A 16,536-nucleotide genomic window follows, 5' to 3' on the forward strand; every position below is an offset into this window, starting at 1 on the left:
TTAGACAAGTTCCTCATGATCAAGCCTCGCAAGCCCGTTATCGGCCAGGCCCTTCAGCAGTGCCTCGACGTCGGCCTGGCAGCGCTCCGGGTCGACGTTGTAGCGCGCAAGCACCGCACTGCGGATCTCCGCGATCGACCTGGGCTCCTGGATCAAATCCCAGATGAAGGCGCCGACGCCGTTCAGGCTGTAATAGATGTTGGATTTCAGATTGAGGAGCGCCAGGCCATCGCCGAACTCGCAAGCCACGGCATCCTTGGTCGCACTCACACGAACGTGGTCGGCTGAATATCGGTCGGCCAAATCCTGGTCGGCCAAATCCTGGCCGGATTGCTTCCAGTTCATCCCAAAACCTCGCTTACACTACGCTTCGCAGTTCCAGGCAATGAAAGGGGAGTCGGAGGCAGTGCCCCCGACTCTCTTATTTTTTTAAACCCAGAGACCCAACGTCATCACTCTGGAGTAATTGCGATAGGCTTCAGGAAAACGTCAGGTCGCCGATCGGCGTATGCGCGGGGAAAGACGCGTCGATCGCCGTGCTGCCGCCGCCGCCCTGGGTGATGGTTTCGATCGAACCATGCACCGTCAGGCTTGGCGTCTCGTATTCTTGCTTTTCAACATTCTGTTCCATTTTACTCTCCAATATGGACTGGAAACGGCTTGTCGAGTGCCGTCAGCACTTGCATGCTGCAGCGCAATAGCTGCATGGCAGCATTTATGAGTCAAGCCTGATTTACCAGGCATTAATCAATTACGGGTTGCGCGACCACCTTATGTGTGGGTCATGCCCAAAATATGACATCTTCTAGACCGATTCCCTATGTTTGGCGACCATGTCAATGCCGATTCTTTAAGCATTTGATTTTGCTTGAATAAAACATTTGCCAAGTGCCTTTATTTTAGGCATCCCTAATAGGGTGAACTGAGCCGGCAAATCCATGGTGAGGCAAGCTGAAAACGCCTTGTTAGGGGCGGTATTTCAACAGCGGTTTTGACCGGCTTTTCAGCAGTGCCGGTAAACGCCAAGGTTGCAAAATTCTGCGATGCAAAAGGAAAGGCTTTACGCCATCAAGGTTTTTGGTGATGCTTGCTTCGCAGTTGCAGCATACGCGCCGCGCAAATCGCTTTTTGGGGAGACTGTGCGCTAGATGGCCTTGCCGGATGGTTCCTATGAACGACTGCGCGCCGCCGATTGTGCCGACGAGGTTGCCTATGTGCGGGCCTGCCTGCGGTTGTATTTCGCCGGGGCAGGAGCCACTACTGGCGACGTATCGATGCCTGGCCCTGGCGGTGCCAATGTTGCCGACATCGCTAGGCTGAACAAGGTCGCGACCTTTGTCCTCAAGGCCTTGTCACGCGCGCCTGTCAGTGACAGACAGCCCGAGCTTTTCCATTGGCTGGACAGCTACCGCAGGAGGACGGTCTCGATGAACGCGTCCTGCATCATGGATTCCATGGCGATCCATGACGTGCTGCGCGAAAGCCGGATCGATTTCGTCTTTCTGAAGGGTCCGTTCCAGCAGCAGCTTCTCTACGACGACCACTTCATGAAGCCCTCGGGCGATGTCGACATTCTGGTCTCGCCGGTCGGCTATTTCAAGGCGCGGGATGCGCTGCGCTCGATCGGCTATGAGGTCGCCGGCAAGTCGCGCTCCGTCTGGTGGGTTCGCTTCCTCGGCGAACAGCATATGACGCGCGGCGACGGACCGAGGCCTTCCACCGTCGATCTCCACTACCGCCTCCAGCAGCCCGGCTCGCCCAGCCCGCGCGACGCGGACGGGTTTCTGCGGCGAAAGCGACAGGTCGAAATCGCCGGCTCGACGGTGCCGTTCACCTCGCCCGCCGACACGCTGCTTTTGTCCTGCATCAGCGTCGCCAAGGCACTGTTCAACCGGGAACCCTGCGCGGGCTATGTCTGTGACGTGCGCGCCAGCGCCGGCCGCCTCGACGAGGCTGACCAACGGCTTGTGCTCGATGCCGCGGTAGCGCAGGGGCTGGACGATACGCTGCTGCTTGGTATACGCGCAGCCGATGTACTGCTCGGCGGTGCCGGCACGCTGCTGTCGGAGCGTGCGACGCGCATCCTGTCACGCATCGGCAACGAGGACCTGCTCAACATGGTCATGGCGCCGTGGCTGTCGTCGCTTCGGTGGCCGCAGCGGCGAACGGTGCTGTGGGAACTGTGCGGTCGCGCGCCGGTCCGCTATCTGGCGGAAGCTGGTTGGGCGGCGTCCGCCGACATCAGCCGCCGCATCTTTGAACGGCCGGGCGGTCGTTGAATGAACACAGATTTGGCGCTGGTGGCAATCGGGCATCGAACGGGTACGGGGCGAACACAAATCGATATCACCTGTACGAGAGGCTAATCCATGTCGATGACGAAATCCCAGGTCTGCGTGATCATCGCGGCCAAGAACGCGGCGGCGACAATCGCCGTCGCCATCGCGTCCGCGTTGCGCGAACCGGAAGTGGCGGAGGTCGTCGTCGTCGACGACGCCTCCACGGACGACACCGCGGCAGTCGCGCGATCCGCCGACGACGGCAGCGGCCGGCTTGCGGTGATGCGCCTCGATGTCAATCGCGGCCCCTCCTACGCTCGCAACGCCGCGATCGCCAGTTCGAGATCGCCGTTCATCAGCATTCTCGACGCCGACGATTTTTTCCTCGAAGGCCGGTTTCGCAACCTGTTTGCCGTCGCCGACTGGGATTTCGCGGCGGACAACATCATGCTCATCAGGGATGATGCGACCGGCGACGCGACGAAAATCGTCGCCCCGCAATTTGCAGCGGACCCGGAATTCCTCGATCTCGAACGCTTCGTCGAAGGAAATATTTCCAGGCGCCGCGTGCAAAGGGGCGAACTGGGCTTCCTCAAGCCGGTGATCAGCCGCGCCTTCCTCGATCGCCATGGGTTGCGTTATGACGAGAGCCTGCGGCTCGGCGAGGACTATGAACTCTATGCCCGCGCGGTCGCCTGCGGGGCGCGCTTCAAGGTCATCCGCTCGTGTGGCTACGGCGCCATCGTCCGCGCCGATTCGCTCAGCGGCCGCCACAAGACGCAGGACCTGAAGCGTCTGGCCGATGCCGATCTGGCGCTGCTGGCGATCGACAGTCTGCCGGAAGGCTCGAAAGCGGTGCTGAGGCGGCACGAGCGGCACGTGCGCGACAAGTACCGGCTGCGCAATTTCCTCGACGTCAAGGCCGAGCACGGGCTGGCATCGGCAGCGGCCTACGCATTTGCCAGCCAATCCAACCTCGTCCCCATCGTCCAGGGCGTGGCGTCCGACAAGCTCGAGGCGCTGTTTCGCCGCGTCGGCCTCGTGTCCAGGCACAAGCACGTGCCGCCATTGCGTTTTTTGATGGCCGGCACCAGCACCGGCAAGGAGCGGTGAAACTGTCCGTTTCGTCCGGGTTGACCCGCCGGCGACAAGCTCATCGCGCAAACCATTTCGGTCGGATTTATGAGTTTACGAACTGGGTGGTTGCCTCGCGGCCCAGACGATGGCAGTCTATGTTGCGGTGCAGCAAATTGGACGACCAGCCGAACTGGCCCCCGATCGGATTGGTCTGATGTCTCTCCCTCGCAGGAGCAGGACAGAGCAGAATGAGTTTTTTGAGCCCCGGCTGCGGGGATCGGCCAGAAGCCCGGCCCGTAGGCCGGCGATGACAGGAATCTGAGTTCATGGCTTCGATATTCGGTTTCAGATCCAGGGATCCGGCCCGTGACCGGCAGACCGATGGTTCACGCCTTGATCGCCTGGCAAAGCTGTTTGAGCAGATCGCGGTCGAGATCGAGGCTGAGAGAGCCGGGTTGGAGAATCGCTATCGGACGAAGGCGACCAACGCCGCTTTCCTGGTCGAAGCGATGGAGAACGGCTCCACCTCAGACCGCCGGTCGTCCGAAGTCAGCGCACTGACGAAGTCGATCCTGAATTGCGAACGCCGCATCGCGGAGCTGTCGCGCCAGAACGGCATGATGAAAGAACTCCGTCATTCGCTGGATGCGGTCTTCGACGAGAATGCGGCGTCCGATTCGGCCACCGCAGCCGCCGAGTACACCAGGCCGGCGGGCGCTGGCAGAGGTTGAAAGTGAAGGTTCGCAATTGCTGCAACAGATTTGATGCGAGGCAGGACAAGGTCAGGGGAGGGTCAAGCAGGAGGTCAAGGTTGGCCCGTTCAGGAAGTGGTTCGAACGTCGACTTTGGGTTGGGGATGCACAGCACAAAGGTGAGTTTGGTATGAATTCGAATCCGAAGACTACGTCCACCATCGCAACCGGCGGAACGCCGTTCACAAGCCAGGCCAGGCAAGCCGGCCTCAAGCGGCTGAGTGCGATCAGCGCGTTGCTGCTCGTCGCTCTTGGGAGTTTGGTGACGGCTCCTGCCCACGCCCAGGACATTCAGTCGTCGCCTTCATTCGTCGATGATTTCACCAGCTTCGATCGTGCACGCTGGTATGTTTCCGACGGTTGGTCGAACGGCAGTCATCAAAACTGCACCTGGTCGAAAGGCCTGGTCGCGCTGTCCGACGGCGTGCTGTCGCTCGGCTTCGAAAAGCAGAAGCTGAAGGACCGCGACTACGCTTGCGGCGAGATCCAGACCAAGCAGCGCTTCGGCTACGGCACCTATGAGGCGCGGATAAAGACCGACACCGGCTCCGGTCTCAATGCGGCTTTCTTCTCCTATATCGGTCCGTCCGACAAGCAGCCCTGGGATGAGATCGACTTCGAGGTCCTGACCAAGGACACCTCCAAGGTGCAGGTCAACGCCTACATCGCCGGCAAGGGCAACAATGAGAAGCTGGTCGACGTGGCGGGCGGCACCGACAAGGCCTTCAACGACTATGCCTTCGTCTGGCAGAAAGATAGCTTGCGCTGGTATGTCAACGGCCAGCTGGTCAACACGATCACCGATCCGGCGAAATTGCCGACGCATGCCCAGAAGATATTCTTCAGCCTTTGGGGCAGCGACAAGATGACCGGTTGGATGGGAGCGTTCGCCGATCCAGGCCGCAAGCTCACGCTGCAGATCGATCGCGTGGCGTTCACGGCCTTGGGCGAGCCCTGTCAGTTTCCAGAATCGCTGGCATGCAGCATAAAGTAGTTGGGAAAGTCGATTTGAACTGGCCGGGCCGAGAGCGGTCCGCTGCCTTGCATGGGAATGAAATCGAATGAATTTGACGGTCTTTGGAATTGGCTATGTCGGTCTCGTGCAGGCAGCGGTGCTTGCCGAAGTCGGGCACCAGGTGGTGTGCGTCGACATCGACGCCAACAAGGTCGAGCGGCTCAACCAGGGGTTCGTTCCGATTTTCGAGCCGGGGCTCGAAAGCCTCGTCAAGGAGAACCATGCCGCTGGCCGCATCAAGTTCACCACCGACGCAGCGGCCGCGGTCAGGCACGGCGAAATCCAGATGATCGCGGTCGGCACGCCGCCAGGCGAGGACGGTTCGGCCGATCTCAAATATGTGCTGGCGGTCGCCGAGACCATCGGCCGTGAGATGGACACCCCCAAGATCATCGTTGGCAAGTCGACCGTGCCGGTCGGCACCTGCGAAAAGGTGAAGGCCAGGGTCGCCGAGACGCTGAAGAAAAGAGGGCGCGAGGACCTGTCCTTCGACGTCGCTTCGAATCCGGAATTCCTCAAGGAAGGTTCCGCGGTTGCCGATTGCATGAAGCCCGACCGCATCATCGTCGGCACCGACAGCGAGGGCACCGAAGCGGTGATGCGCGAGCTCTACGCTCCCTTCAACCGCAACCACGAGAAGATGATCGTGATGGACGTGCGCAGCGCCGAATTCACCAAATACGCCGCCAATTGCATGCTGGCGACCAAGATCAGCTTCATGAACGAGATGGCCAACCTGGCCGAGCAGCTCGGCGCCGACATCGAGGAGGTCCGCAAGGGCATCGGCAGCGACCCGCGCATCGGCTATCACTTCATCTATCCGGGGCTTGGTTATGGCGGCTCGTGCTTCCCCAAGGATGTGCGCGCGCTGATCAAGACCGCCGAAGGCGTCAAGTTCGACGCCAAGCTGCTGCGCGCTGTCGAGGAACGCAACAACGAGCAGAAATCCGTCCTGTTCGACAAGGTGAATCGTTATTTCAAGGGCAATCTCAAGGGCAAGACCTTTGCGCTGTGGGGGCTGGCCTTCAAGCCCAACACCGACGACATGCGCGAGGCGCCCGCCCGCACGCTGATGGAGGCGCTGTGGAACGCCGGCGCCAAAGTGCAGGCCTATGACCCCGAGGCGATGCAGGAATGCCAGCACATCTACGGGCTGCGCGACGACCTGTTGTTGTGCGGCACCAAGGAAGCCGCGCTGCGCGGCGCCGATGCGCTTCTGATCGCCACCGAATGGAAGAGTTTCCGCGCGCCGTCCTTCGACGCGATGAAGGATGCGCTGACCACGCCGATCATTTTCGATGGTCGCAACCTGTATGACCCCAAGGTCATCGCCCGCCACGGCATCGAATACCACTCGATCGGCAGAATGGCGGCATGAGGCCGGGAGCGAACAGCCGGAAGCGGTATTCGGCGGGTGCGCCCGGCGCGGCAAGGAGTTGTGGCTGATGGTGCTGGACGTAAAGCCCGAGCAAATCACCAGCGATCATTTCGATCTCGTCGCGATCGGTTCCGGCTTCGGCTCGGCCTTCTTCCTGCATGAGTTCGCCAAGCGCCGAAAGGCACGCGTCCTGGTGCTCGAATGGGGCCGGCACAACACCCATGAATGGCAGCTCCAGCAGAATGCCAACACCGACATCGACGACGAGACGACCTACAAGACCAATTCCGACAAGCCGTGGAATTACACCATCGGACTGGGGGGTGGAACGAACTGCTGGTTCGCGCAGACGCCAAGGTTCCATCCCAATGACTTCAGGCTGAAAAGCACCTACGGCATCGGCAATGACTGGCCGATCAGCTATGACCACGTCGAACCGTTCTACTGCGACGCCGAAGACATCATGTCGATCTCCGGCGATCCCGACATGGCGGCGATGCTGCCGCGCTCGAAGCCGTTCCCGCAACCGCCGCATCGCATGTCGACGCCGGACCGGATGATGAAGGCGGCGCAGCCCGGCCAGCATTTCGTCATGCCGACGGCGCGGGCGCGGGTGCCGACCGCGCAGCGCACCTCGTGCTGTGCCAACCTGCGCTGCTGGCTGTGTCCGGTCGACGCCAAATTCACCGTCAACAACGGCTTGATGCATGTCTTCGAGCATCCCGACATTTCGGTTTGCCTCGGTGCGGAGGTACGGCGGCTCGATCATGTCGGCGGCACGGTCCGCTCGGTCACGTTCATGCATGACGGCAAGGAATACCAGGTCAGCGGCGACCTTTTCATTCTCGGCGCCAATGCCATCCAGAGCGCGGCGATCATGTTGCGCTCCGGCCTGGGCGGCGAATTCGTCGGCCGCGGCCTGCACGAATCCTACGGCTGGAATTTCGAGGTCTATCTCGACGGTGTCGACAATTTCGACGGCAGCACCATCACCACCGGTCTGAACTTCGGCCTCTATGACGGTCCGCACAGATCGGAGCATGCGGCGGCACTTGTCTATTTCGAGAACCGCTGGCAGCACGGAATGCGTGCCGAAAAGGGGCGGCTGCGCCAGGCGCTGCCGCTCGTCGTGGTCACCGAAAACCTGCTCGACCACGAAAATTTCGTCACCCTCGACGAAGACGACAACGCCTTCGTCAACTTCAAGGCGCCGTCGGACTACGCGGTCAAGGGCATGGCCCGCGCGCTGGAGAAATTGCCTGACCTTCTGGCTCCGCTGCCGGTCGAAAAGCTATTCGATCGCGGCATCCGGCCAACCGAATCGCACGTCCAGGGCACGCTGAGGATGGGAACCGGCCCGGCCGATTCGGTCATCGACAGCGACATGATCCATCACCAGCTGAGAAACCTGGTTGTCGTCGGCACCAGCACCTATCCGAGCTGTTCCTGCGCCAACCCGAGCCTGACCGCCGCGGCCCTCTCCCTGAGGGCGGCGAGCCGCATGGCGTGAGAGGAGGGCATCGGATGATCGAAGTTTCCAGACGCTCGGCCTTGGCCATCGTGGCCGGTGGGGTGGTGTCGACGGGCGTTGCCTTTGCCGCCGTCAGCTCGTTTTCCGATGAGGACCTGGTGCGCGTTACCCTCGAAAAATACCTCGGCAGGCTCAACATCCGTATCGAACATCTGCAGCAGTTCGTGCTGGAGTTCCGCAACCGGAACCCGTGGATATTTCCCAGCGACAAGCTTAGCGACGCCGTCACGCTGGTCGAGGAGCTCAAATTGGGCGCCGTCCGCCGCCTGCTGCCCCAGGAGAAGCGGGAAGATCTGATCCAATTCGATCGCTGGGTCATCGCCGAATTCCATATGCTGACGGACTACGCATGGCGCAGTTCGCCCAATGACCCGATCCGGTTTACCGGCTGGCAATCCTGTACCAATCCGTTCGCGAATCTGGAGCCGCCGAAACTCGCCTGACGTCGAAAGCGAGGCGCCCCCGGTTGCCTCGGAACGAAATACGATATGCGACAAGGAGCCCGATCCATGAAAGTCCTTTTTGCAGGTGGCAGCGGCTATCCACCCGAGTTCAGCGGCGGCGTTCAGTCGAGCACGCACCATCTGGCCGAACAGTTGATCGAACATGGCCATGAAGCCGCTGTGCTCGCCGCCCTGTTCGGCGATGGTGTCTTCGGCTTGAAGGCGCGCGCCAAGATGAAGCTGTTGCGGCAACCGGCGGTCATCGACAGCTATCCCGGCTATCCGGTGGTGCGGGCCTGGTTTCCCTGGGAAGCGGCGGCCTTTGCCGTCGACAGGCTGAAGCCGGATGTGGCCGTGGTCCAGTGTCACAAATCGGTTCCGATCGGCAAGGCGCTGCAGGCCGAGGGCGTGCCTTTGGTTGTCTATCTCCGCAATGTTGAATTCCATGAACTGGGCGGCGACCTGCGCGAACTGCGTTCCGCGCTATACATCGCGAATTCCGAGTTCACCGCGCGCACCTACAAGAACGAGTTCGACATCAACGCGACGGTGATCCCGCCGACCATCAATCCGGCGCATTACAGCACGCCGACGACGGGCCAGTTTGTCACGCTGATCAATCCCTATGAGGAAAAGGGTTTCGAGCTTGCGGTGCGCATCGCCGGCGCCTGCCCCGAGATACCGTTCCTGTTCGTCGAAAGCTGGAAGCTGGAAGACGATCATCGGGCGCGGATCGAACAGACGATCGCGCCTTTGGGCAATGTCGTGTTGGAGAGCCGCACCAGCGACATGAAGACGGTCTACGGCCGCACCAAGATCCTGCTTGCTCCCAGCAAATGGGAAGAGGCATGGGGCCGCGTCGCGTCGGAAGCCCATTGCAGCGGAATCCCGGTTGTCGGCTCGCGGCGTGGCGGCCTGCCCGAGGCGATCGGCTCAGGTGGCGTGGTGCTCGACTACGATGCACCGCTCGCCGACTGGGTCGCGGCCGTCAGGCGGCTGTGGAACGACAGCCAGGAATATGACCGGGTCTCGGGCCTCGCGCGCAGCTTCGCCGGGCGGCCCGAACTGGAACCCGATCGCCAGTTCATCACCTTCTTCTCGATCGTGGACAGAGCGATACAGCAGCGCGCGCGGCAAGCCGCCTAACCCAGGCTCGCGGCGTCAGCCGCGTAGCAACCAACTCGCGGCAAGCCTCGTAGCGTCGTGCGGATCAGGCGGGGCGTTTGACCCGGCTCTTCAGCGTCTCGTAACCGCGCGCACCGAGCAGGGCGCGGGCCAAGGTCTTGGCCGCGCTTTTGCGGCCCTCTTGCGAGTTGATCTGCCGCAGCCTTGCCGGCAGGTTGCGGGCCGCCTGGCCAAGTGCCGGCAGCGACAGCGCGTCGGGAAAACTCACCATATGCGTTTCAACGCACAGCACCGGCTTGCCGGACAGTTCGGTGATCCTCAGCGCCTGCTCGTGCTCGCTTTCGATGAACAGGATGGCATCGGATTTGCGGTAGAAATCGGCCTTGAAACTGCCATGCGCGCCAAGCCGCTGCCGTTCCGCCTTGCTCGGCAGATCGAGCATGATCAGCCGGTCGTATTTGATCTCGTGTTTGGCGAGCCATGCCTCGGTCAGCGCGCGATATTTCTCCAGCCGGCTGGTGACCAGCCAGCCGATCTTGTGTGTCGCAACATGGAGAGGCCGCGCCTCGCTGAGGAATTTCTCATAGGCCGGCCCATCGTCGTTTTCGGCTTCGGTCGGATCGAGGCACAGCACGCCGTCAATGTCGACGCAGCACTGCGCCAGGAATTTGTGATGCATGAAATTCCACTGGAACATGCGCGGATGCGGCACGACCTCGAAGACGACATCGGTCTCCTGATGCTGCGGCTGCAGGCCGAACACCGCGGCAAAGGTGAAATCGGCCTCGATGCCGGCAGTCTCGATGCGCGAGCGTGCATCGCGCATGGCGTTGCCGCCGGCGACGCTGTCGTCGATCACCAGCACCTTGCGCATTTCGGAGACCTTGCGGTCGAGTGCCGCCCGGCGCTTTGTGATGCCCGACGTGTAGATCCGCCCGGCCAGGAAGCTGTCCAGATCGGTCATCGGAATGTTCGCCGCCAGGCTCACCAGCGTTGCCGCGAGCACACCGCTTCTGGGAACGCCGACGACCAGGTCGATGTCGCGCGGCAGCCGGTGCAGGCCCCTGACAATGGCGTCGTTCATGTCGGAAATCGATCGGTAGTGCATAGGGTCAGACCTGGTCCTGGAGTGAATGTCCGTACCTGTCGAGGTCGCGCAAACTATTGCGCCTCGCGTGGTGCTGCTGCGGGCAACCTTGCCGGCAGCATCTTCAAGGCCTCGCGCAGGGCTTCGCGGCCGGATGCGAATGCCAACGCGACGACGATGGTGATCAGATAGGCGAGAACGGCGCCGCTGGCCAAGCCAATGACATGCTGCTGCGGCAGCAGCGGCTTGATGAACCAGATGGCGGCCAGCGCCAGATGGGCGCCAAGCACGAACGGCGTTGCCGCGCGCAGCACGTGGTGCGCCTGCAACGGACCGCTCTTGCCGACATAGAGCCACAGGAATGGGGTCCTCAGATACTCGCTGATCGCATAGGCAATCGCCACGCCCAGCGCGCCATAGGGCAGGCCTAGCGCGAAGGCCAGAACCGACGTCACAGCGGTTATGATGCCCCAGCGCATGAAATCGCCGGAGCGGCCCTGGCTGACGAAAAGCCATCCCGCTGGATTGTTAAGCGGCTGCAGCAGCCCGGCAAAGCCGAGCGCCAGGAAAATGTCGGCGCTCGCGCGCCATTGCTCGCCGAGCACGAAGGGGATCAGCACGTCCGACATCGCGGTGGCGAAGGCGACGCCGGGAAGCGCCACCAGCAGGATCAGCGGCATGACGCGCAGATAGGCACTGCGGTAGCGGTCCGGCTCGTCCTTCAGCCTGGACAGCGCCGGAACCATCACCTTCGACAACGGATTGGTGATCTGGCTCAGCGGAAACAAAAGCAGCTTGTAGGCGCGGTCATAAAGGCCAAGCTGGGCTTCGCCCCAGTATTTGCCGATCAGCACATTGTCGAGGTTGCGGGCAAAGAAATTGGCGAAGTTGAAGCCGGTGATGCCGGCGCCGAAATGGATCAATTCGCTGATTCCGGCGACCTTGCGCGGCAGGCCGGGACGCCAGCGCGAGCTTGCCCAGTAGCAGAGCGTCGGCAGCACGGCACCGGTCAGCGTACCGGCAAACAGTGCCCAATAGGAGCGGTCGATGAACGTCCAGGCGATCGATACGGCGAGCCCCACGACGGCGCTGGCGACGTCGATGACGGCCAGCCGGCCGAACTGCATGCGGCGCGTCAAAAGCGCCAGGTGCTGGGCGCCCAGCCCATAGGCCATGATCTGCAGCCCGAACGCCGCCACCAGGCCGGCCACGCGCGGCTCGCCGTAGAAAGCGGCGACCAGAGGGGCGGCACCTGCGAGCACGCAGGCCAGAATCGCGCTGACGGCCACATTGATCCAGAAGAGGTAGTTCACTTCCTCATGCCGGATGCCGCTCTTCTGGATTGTCGCCTGGGTCAGGCCGAAATCCTGGAACAGCGCGATGAAGGCCAGCACCGGCGCGCACATCGCCACGACGCCGAAATCCTGCGGCGACAAAAGCCGCGACAGCACGATGACGGATATGATCTGTGTCGCGACCCGCACCGATTGCGCCATGGCCGTGACAACCGCGCCGCGCCCGACGGATTTGCGCAGGGAGCCTTCCGGCGGATCGAATGCATTGGCTTCCAAATTCAGGATTCCTGACTTTTGTGCGGATTTCCGACCCCGAAAAATCCACCACCGCCGCCAACGACAAACTACGGCAATAATTTTGCAGTGCAACAGAAAAGGTGGATCGTCGCGCCAAAAATGTTGCGATGCAGCAAGAGCTGTACTAGGCTCTCCTTGGGTGGGCCAACAGCGGTCGAGTTTTCATGCTGCATGTCTTGTACCTTGTGCACGACGTCTCCGATCCGGCCGTGCGCCGGAGGATCATAATGCTCAGGGCAGGTGGGGCCGAGGTCACCTTGGCCGGCTTCCGTCGCACCACAAATCCGATTGCGGATATCGAGGGATTGCGGCCGATCGACCTTGGCGCGACGCGTGACGGGCGATTCGGCCAGCGGCTCGCGGCGGTCGCCAAGGCGGCGTTCTCGATCGGCTCCAGGCTTGGCGACACGCCCAGGCCCAATCTCATCATCGCGCGCAATCTGGAAATGCTGGCGCTTGCCCGTCGCGCCAGATCCGCCTTCGGTGCATCGGTTCCGATCGTATACGAGTGCCTCGACATTCATCGCCTTGTGCTTCGCAAAGATGTCCTGGGCAAGGCGTTGCGCGCCGTCGAACGCTTCCTGGCCAGGGACGTGAAGCTGCTGGTGACCAGTTCGCCTGCCTTCATCGCCAATTACTTCAAGCCGTTCGGACAGGTTGCGGCGCCGATCGAACTGGTCGAGAACAAGTATTTCGAGGCAGCCGCGATTCTGCCCGGCAGCCCTGAGACGCACGGCAGCCCTGACGAGGTTGCGAGTCCCGTCGGACCGCCGTGGCGGATCGGCTGGTTCGGCGCGCTGCGCTGCCGCCGCTCGCTCGAACTGCTGGCCGATTTCTCCCGCCGGATGGAGGGACGCTTCGAGATCGTGCTGCGCGGCCGTCCGGCTCTGTCCGAATTCCCGGATTTTCACGCCTTCGTCGAATCAGAGCCGTGGCTCTCGTTTGGCGGGCCCTATCGCAACCCGGAGGACATGGCATCGATCTATGGCGACGTCCATTTTTCCTGGGCGATCGATTTCTTCGAAGCGGGACAGAACTCCGAATGGCTCCTGCCCAACCGCCTCTACGAAGGCTGCCGCTTTGGCGCGGTGCCGATCTCGATGGGCGACACCGAAACCGGGCGGTTCCTCAGCAAACAGGATATCGGCATTCTCTTGCCGGAGGCTTCGCCCGAGGCGCTCGAAGCGACGCTTGGCAAAATGGATGAGCATCGTTTCGCCGGGTTGAAGGCGCATGTTCTTGCCCGCAACCCGAGGACCTGGAGCTACGACCGCAGCGATTGCCGGGCGCTTGTCGAGCGGCTGCGCGGCCTGACCGCCGTATCGGGTTCGTTTGCAGCCGAGGCGTTGGCATAGGATGGCTGAACATGGACAGAGGCTGATGACGCAGACTAAAAAAACTTCATCCAGCCTGATCGTTATTCCGTGCCTGAACGAAGCGGCCCATATCGGTGTGCTGCTCGATCAACTGCGCCCCGCCGCGGCAAGGCTTGGCGCCAGGATCATCGTCGCCGACGGCGGCAGCACCGACGGCACGCTGGCTATCGTCAAGGACGTCGCAAGCAAGGATCCGCGCGTTATCCTGCTTCACAACGAACGGCGCATCCAGAGCGCGGCGATAAACCTCGCCGTCGGTACCTTCGGCGAAGGAGCCGACTATCTCATCCGCATCGATGCGCATGGCGGCTATCCCGACGACTATTGCGACCGGCTGGTCGAGGAGGCATTGGCCACCGGAGCGGATTCGGTTGTCGTTTCGATGCTGACCAGCGGCAGCAGCACCGTGCAGAAGGCTGCCGCGGCGGCGCAGAATTCCAAGCTCGGCACCGGCGGCTCCAAGCACCGGCACCGCTCCGCCGGAGAGTGGGTCGATCACGGCCATCACGCGCTGATCAGGATATCGGCGTTCGGTTCTGTCGGCGGCTATGACGAGACGTTCAGCCACAACGAGGATGCCGAGCTCGACTACAGGCTGAGACAGGCCGGCTACAAGATCTGGATGAGCGGCAAGACGCATATGATCTACTACCCGCGCACCTCGCTCAGCGGCCTCTATTTCCAGTATCTCGGCTATGGTCGCGGCCGCGCCAAGAATGTGCTGAAGCACCGCGTCATCCCGAAGGTCCGGCAGATGGTGCCGCTCCTGGTGTTTCCGGTCGTGCTGCTGGCGGCGCTCTCATTCGTGCACTGGCTGGCGGCGGTGCCACTGCTTCTGTGGGCCTCGGTGTGCCAGGGTTACGGCCTGTGGACGGCCATCCGCCAGCGCAATGCCGACATCGCGCTGGCCGGCGTCTCGGCGATGGTCATGCACCTTGGCTGGTCGATCGGCTTTTGGCTGCAGCTTCTCGGCCTCGGGTCGCGGCGCGGGGTGGCGTGATGGCCAAGAAGCTCAGCATCGACATCGGCGTCTGCACGTTCCGGCGGCCGGAGCTGGCCGACACCCTGCGCTCGCTCGACGCCATGGAGATGCCGGCCGGGTTCGATATCAGCATCATCGTCGCCGACAATGACGACACGCCGACCGCCCGCGACCTGGTGACGGCGCTGTCGCGGGAATTGACCGTACCGATCCGCTATCAGCATTGCCCGGCGCGCAACATTTCGATCGCCCGCAACGCTTGCCTCGACGCCAGCACGGCGGATTTCGTCGCTTTCATAGATGATGACGAGACGGCCACGCCGCGCTGGCTCGCCGAACTGGTCGCGGTGGCGCAAGCGAGCGGTGCAGCCACCGTGCTCGGCCCGGTCCGGGCGCGCTATCGTCCGGATGCGCCGGATTGGATGCGGCGCGGCGATTTCCATTCGACCTTGCCCGTCTGGGTTCGCGGCGAGATCCGGACCGGCTACACCTGCAACGTTCTGCTCCGCATGGGATCGGACAGCCTGTGTGGCCGCCGCTTCAGCTTGGCACGCGGCCAGACCGGCGGTGAGGACACCGAATTCTTCGACCAGATGCACAAAGCGGGCGGCCGCATCGCCTTTTCGCCCGACGCCTGGGTCGACGAGGTGGTGCCGCGCTCGAGGGCGGCGTTCGACTGGCTCGGCCGCCGGCGCTTCCGCGTCGGACAGACGCACGGGCATCTTCTGGGACGCAACGCGCGCGGCATCGGCCTGGCCAAGCAGGTCGGCCTGGCGTCGGCAAAGGCCATCTATTGCTTCGCCTCTGCGCTTCCGGTCGTCATCAGCCCGGTTCGAAGGAACCGCAGCGTGCTGCGCGGCATTATGCATGTCGGTGTCGTCAGCGGCCTTGTCGGCATCCGCGAAATCCGCCTCTACGGCCAGCCTTCGCCGCAGGAAGGGGGCAAGCGTGCAGCCTGACGTCAGCTTTGTCATCGCCGCCTACAACGCCGAAGCGACCCTCGACCGGGCGATCGCGAGCGCTATCGCGCAGAAAGACGTCAGCGTCGAAATCATCGTCGTCGACGACAAGTCGCGCGACGCGACGCTCGACGTCGCGCGGGCCTATCCGCAAGATATCGTTCGTGTCGTCGCCCTGGCCAGTAATCGCGGTCCCGGCGGCGCCAGGAATGCCGGCCTCGACGTCGCCAGCGGCAGATGGATCGCGGTTCTCGATTCCGACGACGCCGTTTTTCCCGACCGCATCGCGGCCATGATCGCTCGTGCGGAAAAGGCGGGCGCCGAGATCGCCGTCGACAATTTGCAGGTCATTCGCGAGGACGGTGTAGTCGAGGACGCGATGTTTCCAACACGCTATCTGGAGGATTTGAGCGAAATCTCGCTGGCCAGCTACATCGCCGGCAACGTCGTTTTCGAATCGAAGTTCAATCTCGGCTACCTCAAGCCGATCTTCCAGCGCGCGTTCCTGGACGAAAACGAGCTTCGCTATGATGAAAAACTGAGCATCGGCGAAGATTACATCCTGCTCGCCAACGCCTTGGCCAAGGGCGGCAAATGCGTGGTCGAGCCGGCGATCGGCTATGCCTATCATATCCGCAGCGGCTCCATCTCCCGCGTGCTCGAGCTTCACCACGTCGAAGCGATGCGCAAGGCAGATGCCGTGTTCGCTCAAACCCATTCGATGGACGAGGCCGCGCAACGCGCGTTCGCCCGGCGCAGCCGCAGCCTGCGCAAGGCCGCATCGTTCCTGTCTATGGTTCAGCACATTAAGGCGCGGTCCCCGCTCAAGGCGATCCGGACTGCGCTCAGCGACCCGGCGGCGGTCAGGCATATGGGCATGCCGATCGCCGTGCGGTTGCGAAGAGTAGCGGCGCAGTTTGCCGTTGGGGTGGGGAGGTGA

General features: G+C 62.4%; 16 protein-coding genes. 12 read left to right on the top strand and 4 right to left on the bottom strand.

Annotation, left to right across the window (positions count from 1 at the left end; genetic code table 11):
• Together AC1D08_RS02930 and AC1D08_RS02935 are read right to left on the bottom strand one after the other, a co-directional pair.
• Complete coding sequence (locus tag AC1D08_RS02930) at positions 1-345, bottom strand: PqqD family protein (RefSeq protein WP_457153752.1); 345 nt, start codon at positions 343-345, stop codon at positions 1-3.
• 133 nt (positions 346-478) lie between these two features.
• On the bottom strand, positions 479-631 hold the full coding sequence (locus tag AC1D08_RS02935; RefSeq protein WP_095082854.1) for a lasso peptide: 153 nt from the start codon (positions 629-631) through the stop codon (positions 479-481).
• A gap of 517 nt (positions 632-1,148) precedes the next feature.
• Here AC1D08_RS02935 and AC1D08_RS02940 point away from each other — a divergent pair.
• From AC1D08_RS02940 to AC1D08_RS02975, 8 genes are all read left to right on the top strand, one after another.
• On the top strand, positions 1,149-2,279 hold the full coding sequence (locus AC1D08_RS02940; RefSeq protein WP_457150009.1) for a nucleotidyltransferase family protein: 1,131 nt from the start codon (positions 1,149-1,151) through the stop codon (positions 2,277-2,279).
• Positions 2,280-2,369: 90 nt separating this feature from the next.
• Positions 2,370-3,392 (top strand): glycosyltransferase family 2 protein, encoded by a 1,023-nt coding sequence (locus tag AC1D08_RS02945; protein WP_457150010.1) that lies wholly within the window; start codon positions 2,370-2,372, stop codon positions 3,390-3,392.
• Positions 3,393-3,682: 290 nt separating this feature from the next.
• Positions 3,683-4,087: a hypothetical protein gene (locus AC1D08_RS02950; RefSeq protein WP_457150011.1), complete on the top strand. Its 405-nt coding sequence runs from the start codon at positions 3,683-3,685 to the stop codon at positions 4,085-4,087.
• A gap of 151 nt (positions 4,088-4,238) precedes the next feature.
• On the top strand, positions 4,239-5,102 hold the full coding sequence (exoK, locus tag AC1D08_RS02955; RefSeq protein WP_477422520.1) for an endo-1,3-1,4-beta-glycanase ExoK: 864 nt from the start codon (positions 4,239-4,241) through the stop codon (positions 5,100-5,102).
• A gap of 67 nt (positions 5,103-5,169) precedes the next feature.
• Positions 5,170-6,501, top strand: coding sequence for a UDP-glucose dehydrogenase family protein (locus tag AC1D08_RS02960; protein WP_095082841.1), 1,332 nt, complete (start codon positions 5,170-5,172; stop codon positions 6,499-6,501).
• 67 nt (positions 6,502-6,568) lie between these two features.
• Complete coding sequence (locus AC1D08_RS02965; RefSeq protein ID WP_457150014.1) at positions 6,569-8,011, top strand: GMC oxidoreductase; 1,443 nt, start codon at positions 6,569-6,571, stop codon at positions 8,009-8,011.
• A 14-nt stretch (positions 8,012-8,025) separates the two neighbouring features.
• Positions 8,026-8,475, top strand: a complete 450-nt coding sequence (locus AC1D08_RS02970) for a hypothetical protein (protein ID WP_095082836.1) — start codon at positions 8,026-8,028, stop codon at positions 8,473-8,475.
• A 66-nt stretch (positions 8,476-8,541) separates the two neighbouring features.
• Positions 8,542-9,621, top strand: a complete 1,080-nt coding sequence (locus AC1D08_RS02975; protein ID WP_457150015.1) for a glycosyltransferase — start codon at positions 8,542-8,544, stop codon at positions 9,619-9,621.
• 64 nt (positions 9,622-9,685) lie between these two features.
• Here AC1D08_RS02975 and AC1D08_RS02980 read toward each other — a convergent pair whose 3' ends face one another.
• Positions 9,686-10,708 carry a phosphoribosyltransferase gene (locus tag AC1D08_RS02980; protein ID WP_457150016.1) on the bottom strand — a complete coding sequence of 341 codons (1,023 nt, stop codon included), beginning with the start codon at positions 10,706-10,708 and terminating at the stop codon, positions 9,686-9,688.
• 53 nt (positions 10,709-10,761) lie between these two features.
• Positions 10,762-12,258, bottom strand: a complete 1,497-nt coding sequence (locus AC1D08_RS02985; RefSeq protein ID WP_457150017.1) for a lipopolysaccharide biosynthesis protein — start codon at positions 12,256-12,258, stop codon at positions 10,762-10,764.
• A gap of 185 nt (positions 12,259-12,443) precedes the next feature.
• Here AC1D08_RS02985 and AC1D08_RS02990 point away from each other — a divergent pair, with 185 nt between their 5' ends.
• Genes AC1D08_RS02990 through AC1D08_RS03005 form a run of 4 tightly spaced genes read left to right on the top strand, consistent with a single transcriptional unit; the run spans position 12,444 to position 16,536 of the window.
• The gene (locus tag AC1D08_RS02990; protein ID WP_457150018.1) at positions 12,444-13,634 is read left to right on the top strand and encodes a glycosyltransferase; all 1,191 of its coding nucleotides are present in this window, start codon (positions 12,444-12,446) and stop codon (positions 13,632-13,634) included.
• 25 nt (positions 13,635-13,659) lie between these two features.
• Positions 13,660-14,655, top strand: coding sequence for a glycosyltransferase family 2 protein (locus AC1D08_RS02995; protein WP_457150019.1), 996 nt, complete (start codon positions 13,660-13,662; stop codon positions 14,653-14,655).
• Positions 14,655-15,596 carry a glycosyltransferase family 2 protein gene (locus AC1D08_RS03000; RefSeq protein WP_457150020.1) on the top strand — a complete coding sequence of 314 codons (942 nt, stop codon included), beginning with the start codon at positions 14,655-14,657 and terminating at the stop codon, positions 15,594-15,596. The genes AC1D08_RS02995 and AC1D08_RS03000 overlap by 1 nt, the downstream gene beginning before the upstream one ends.
• Positions 15,586-16,536: a glycosyltransferase family 2 protein gene (locus tag AC1D08_RS03005; protein WP_457150021.1), complete on the top strand. Its 951-nt coding sequence runs from the start codon at positions 15,586-15,588 to the stop codon at positions 16,534-16,536. Before AC1D08_RS03000 ends, AC1D08_RS03005 begins: the two co-directional genes overlap by 11 nt.

The sequence above is a fragment of the Mesorhizobium sp. P2_E6 genome, from assembly GCF_056403835.1.

Coding starts and splice junctions, on each gene's coding strand:
- AC1D08_RS02950 (WP_457150011.1), top strand. CDS start 3,683: ATGGCTTCGATATTCGGTTTCAGATCCAGGGATCCGGCCCGTGACCGG.
- AC1D08_RS02970 (WP_095082836.1), top strand. CDS start 8,026: ATGATCGAAGTTTCCAGACGCTCGGCCTTGGCCATCGTGGCCGGTGGG.
- AC1D08_RS02930 (WP_457153752.1), bottom strand. CDS start 345: ATGAACTGGAAGCAATCCGGCCAGGATTTGGCCGACCAGGATTTGGCC.
- AC1D08_RS02935 (WP_095082854.1), bottom strand. CDS start 631: ATGGAACAGAATGTTGAAAAGCAAGAATACGAGACGCCAAGCCTGACG.
- exoK (WP_477422520.1), top strand. CDS start 4,239: ATGAATTCGAATCCGAAGACTACGTCCACCATCGCAACCGGCGGAACG.
- AC1D08_RS02945 (WP_457150010.1), top strand. CDS start 2,370: ATGTCGATGACGAAATCCCAGGTCTGCGTGATCATCGCGGCCAAGAAC.
- AC1D08_RS02940 (WP_457150009.1), top strand. CDS start 1,149: ATGGCCTTGCCGGATGGTTCCTATGAACGACTGCGCGCCGCCGATTGT.
- AC1D08_RS02960 (WP_095082841.1), top strand. CDS start 5,170: ATGAATTTGACGGTCTTTGGAATTGGCTATGTCGGTCTCGTGCAGGCA.
- AC1D08_RS03000 (WP_457150020.1), top strand. CDS start 14,655: ATGGCCAAGAAGCTCAGCATCGACATCGGCGTCTGCACGTTCCGGCGG.
- AC1D08_RS02980 (WP_457150016.1), bottom strand. CDS start 10,708: ATGCACTACCGATCGATTTCCGACATGAACGACGCCATTGTCAGGGGC.
- AC1D08_RS02975 (WP_457150015.1), top strand. CDS start 8,542: ATGAAAGTCCTTTTTGCAGGTGGCAGCGGCTATCCACCCGAGTTCAGC.
- AC1D08_RS02990 (WP_457150018.1), top strand. CDS start 12,444: ATGCTGCATGTCTTGTACCTTGTGCACGACGTCTCCGATCCGGCCGTG.
- AC1D08_RS02965 (WP_457150014.1), top strand. CDS start 6,569: ATGGTGCTGGACGTAAAGCCCGAGCAAATCACCAGCGATCATTTCGAT.
- AC1D08_RS02995 (WP_457150019.1), top strand. CDS start 13,660: ATGACGCAGACTAAAAAAACTTCATCCAGCCTGATCGTTATTCCGTGC.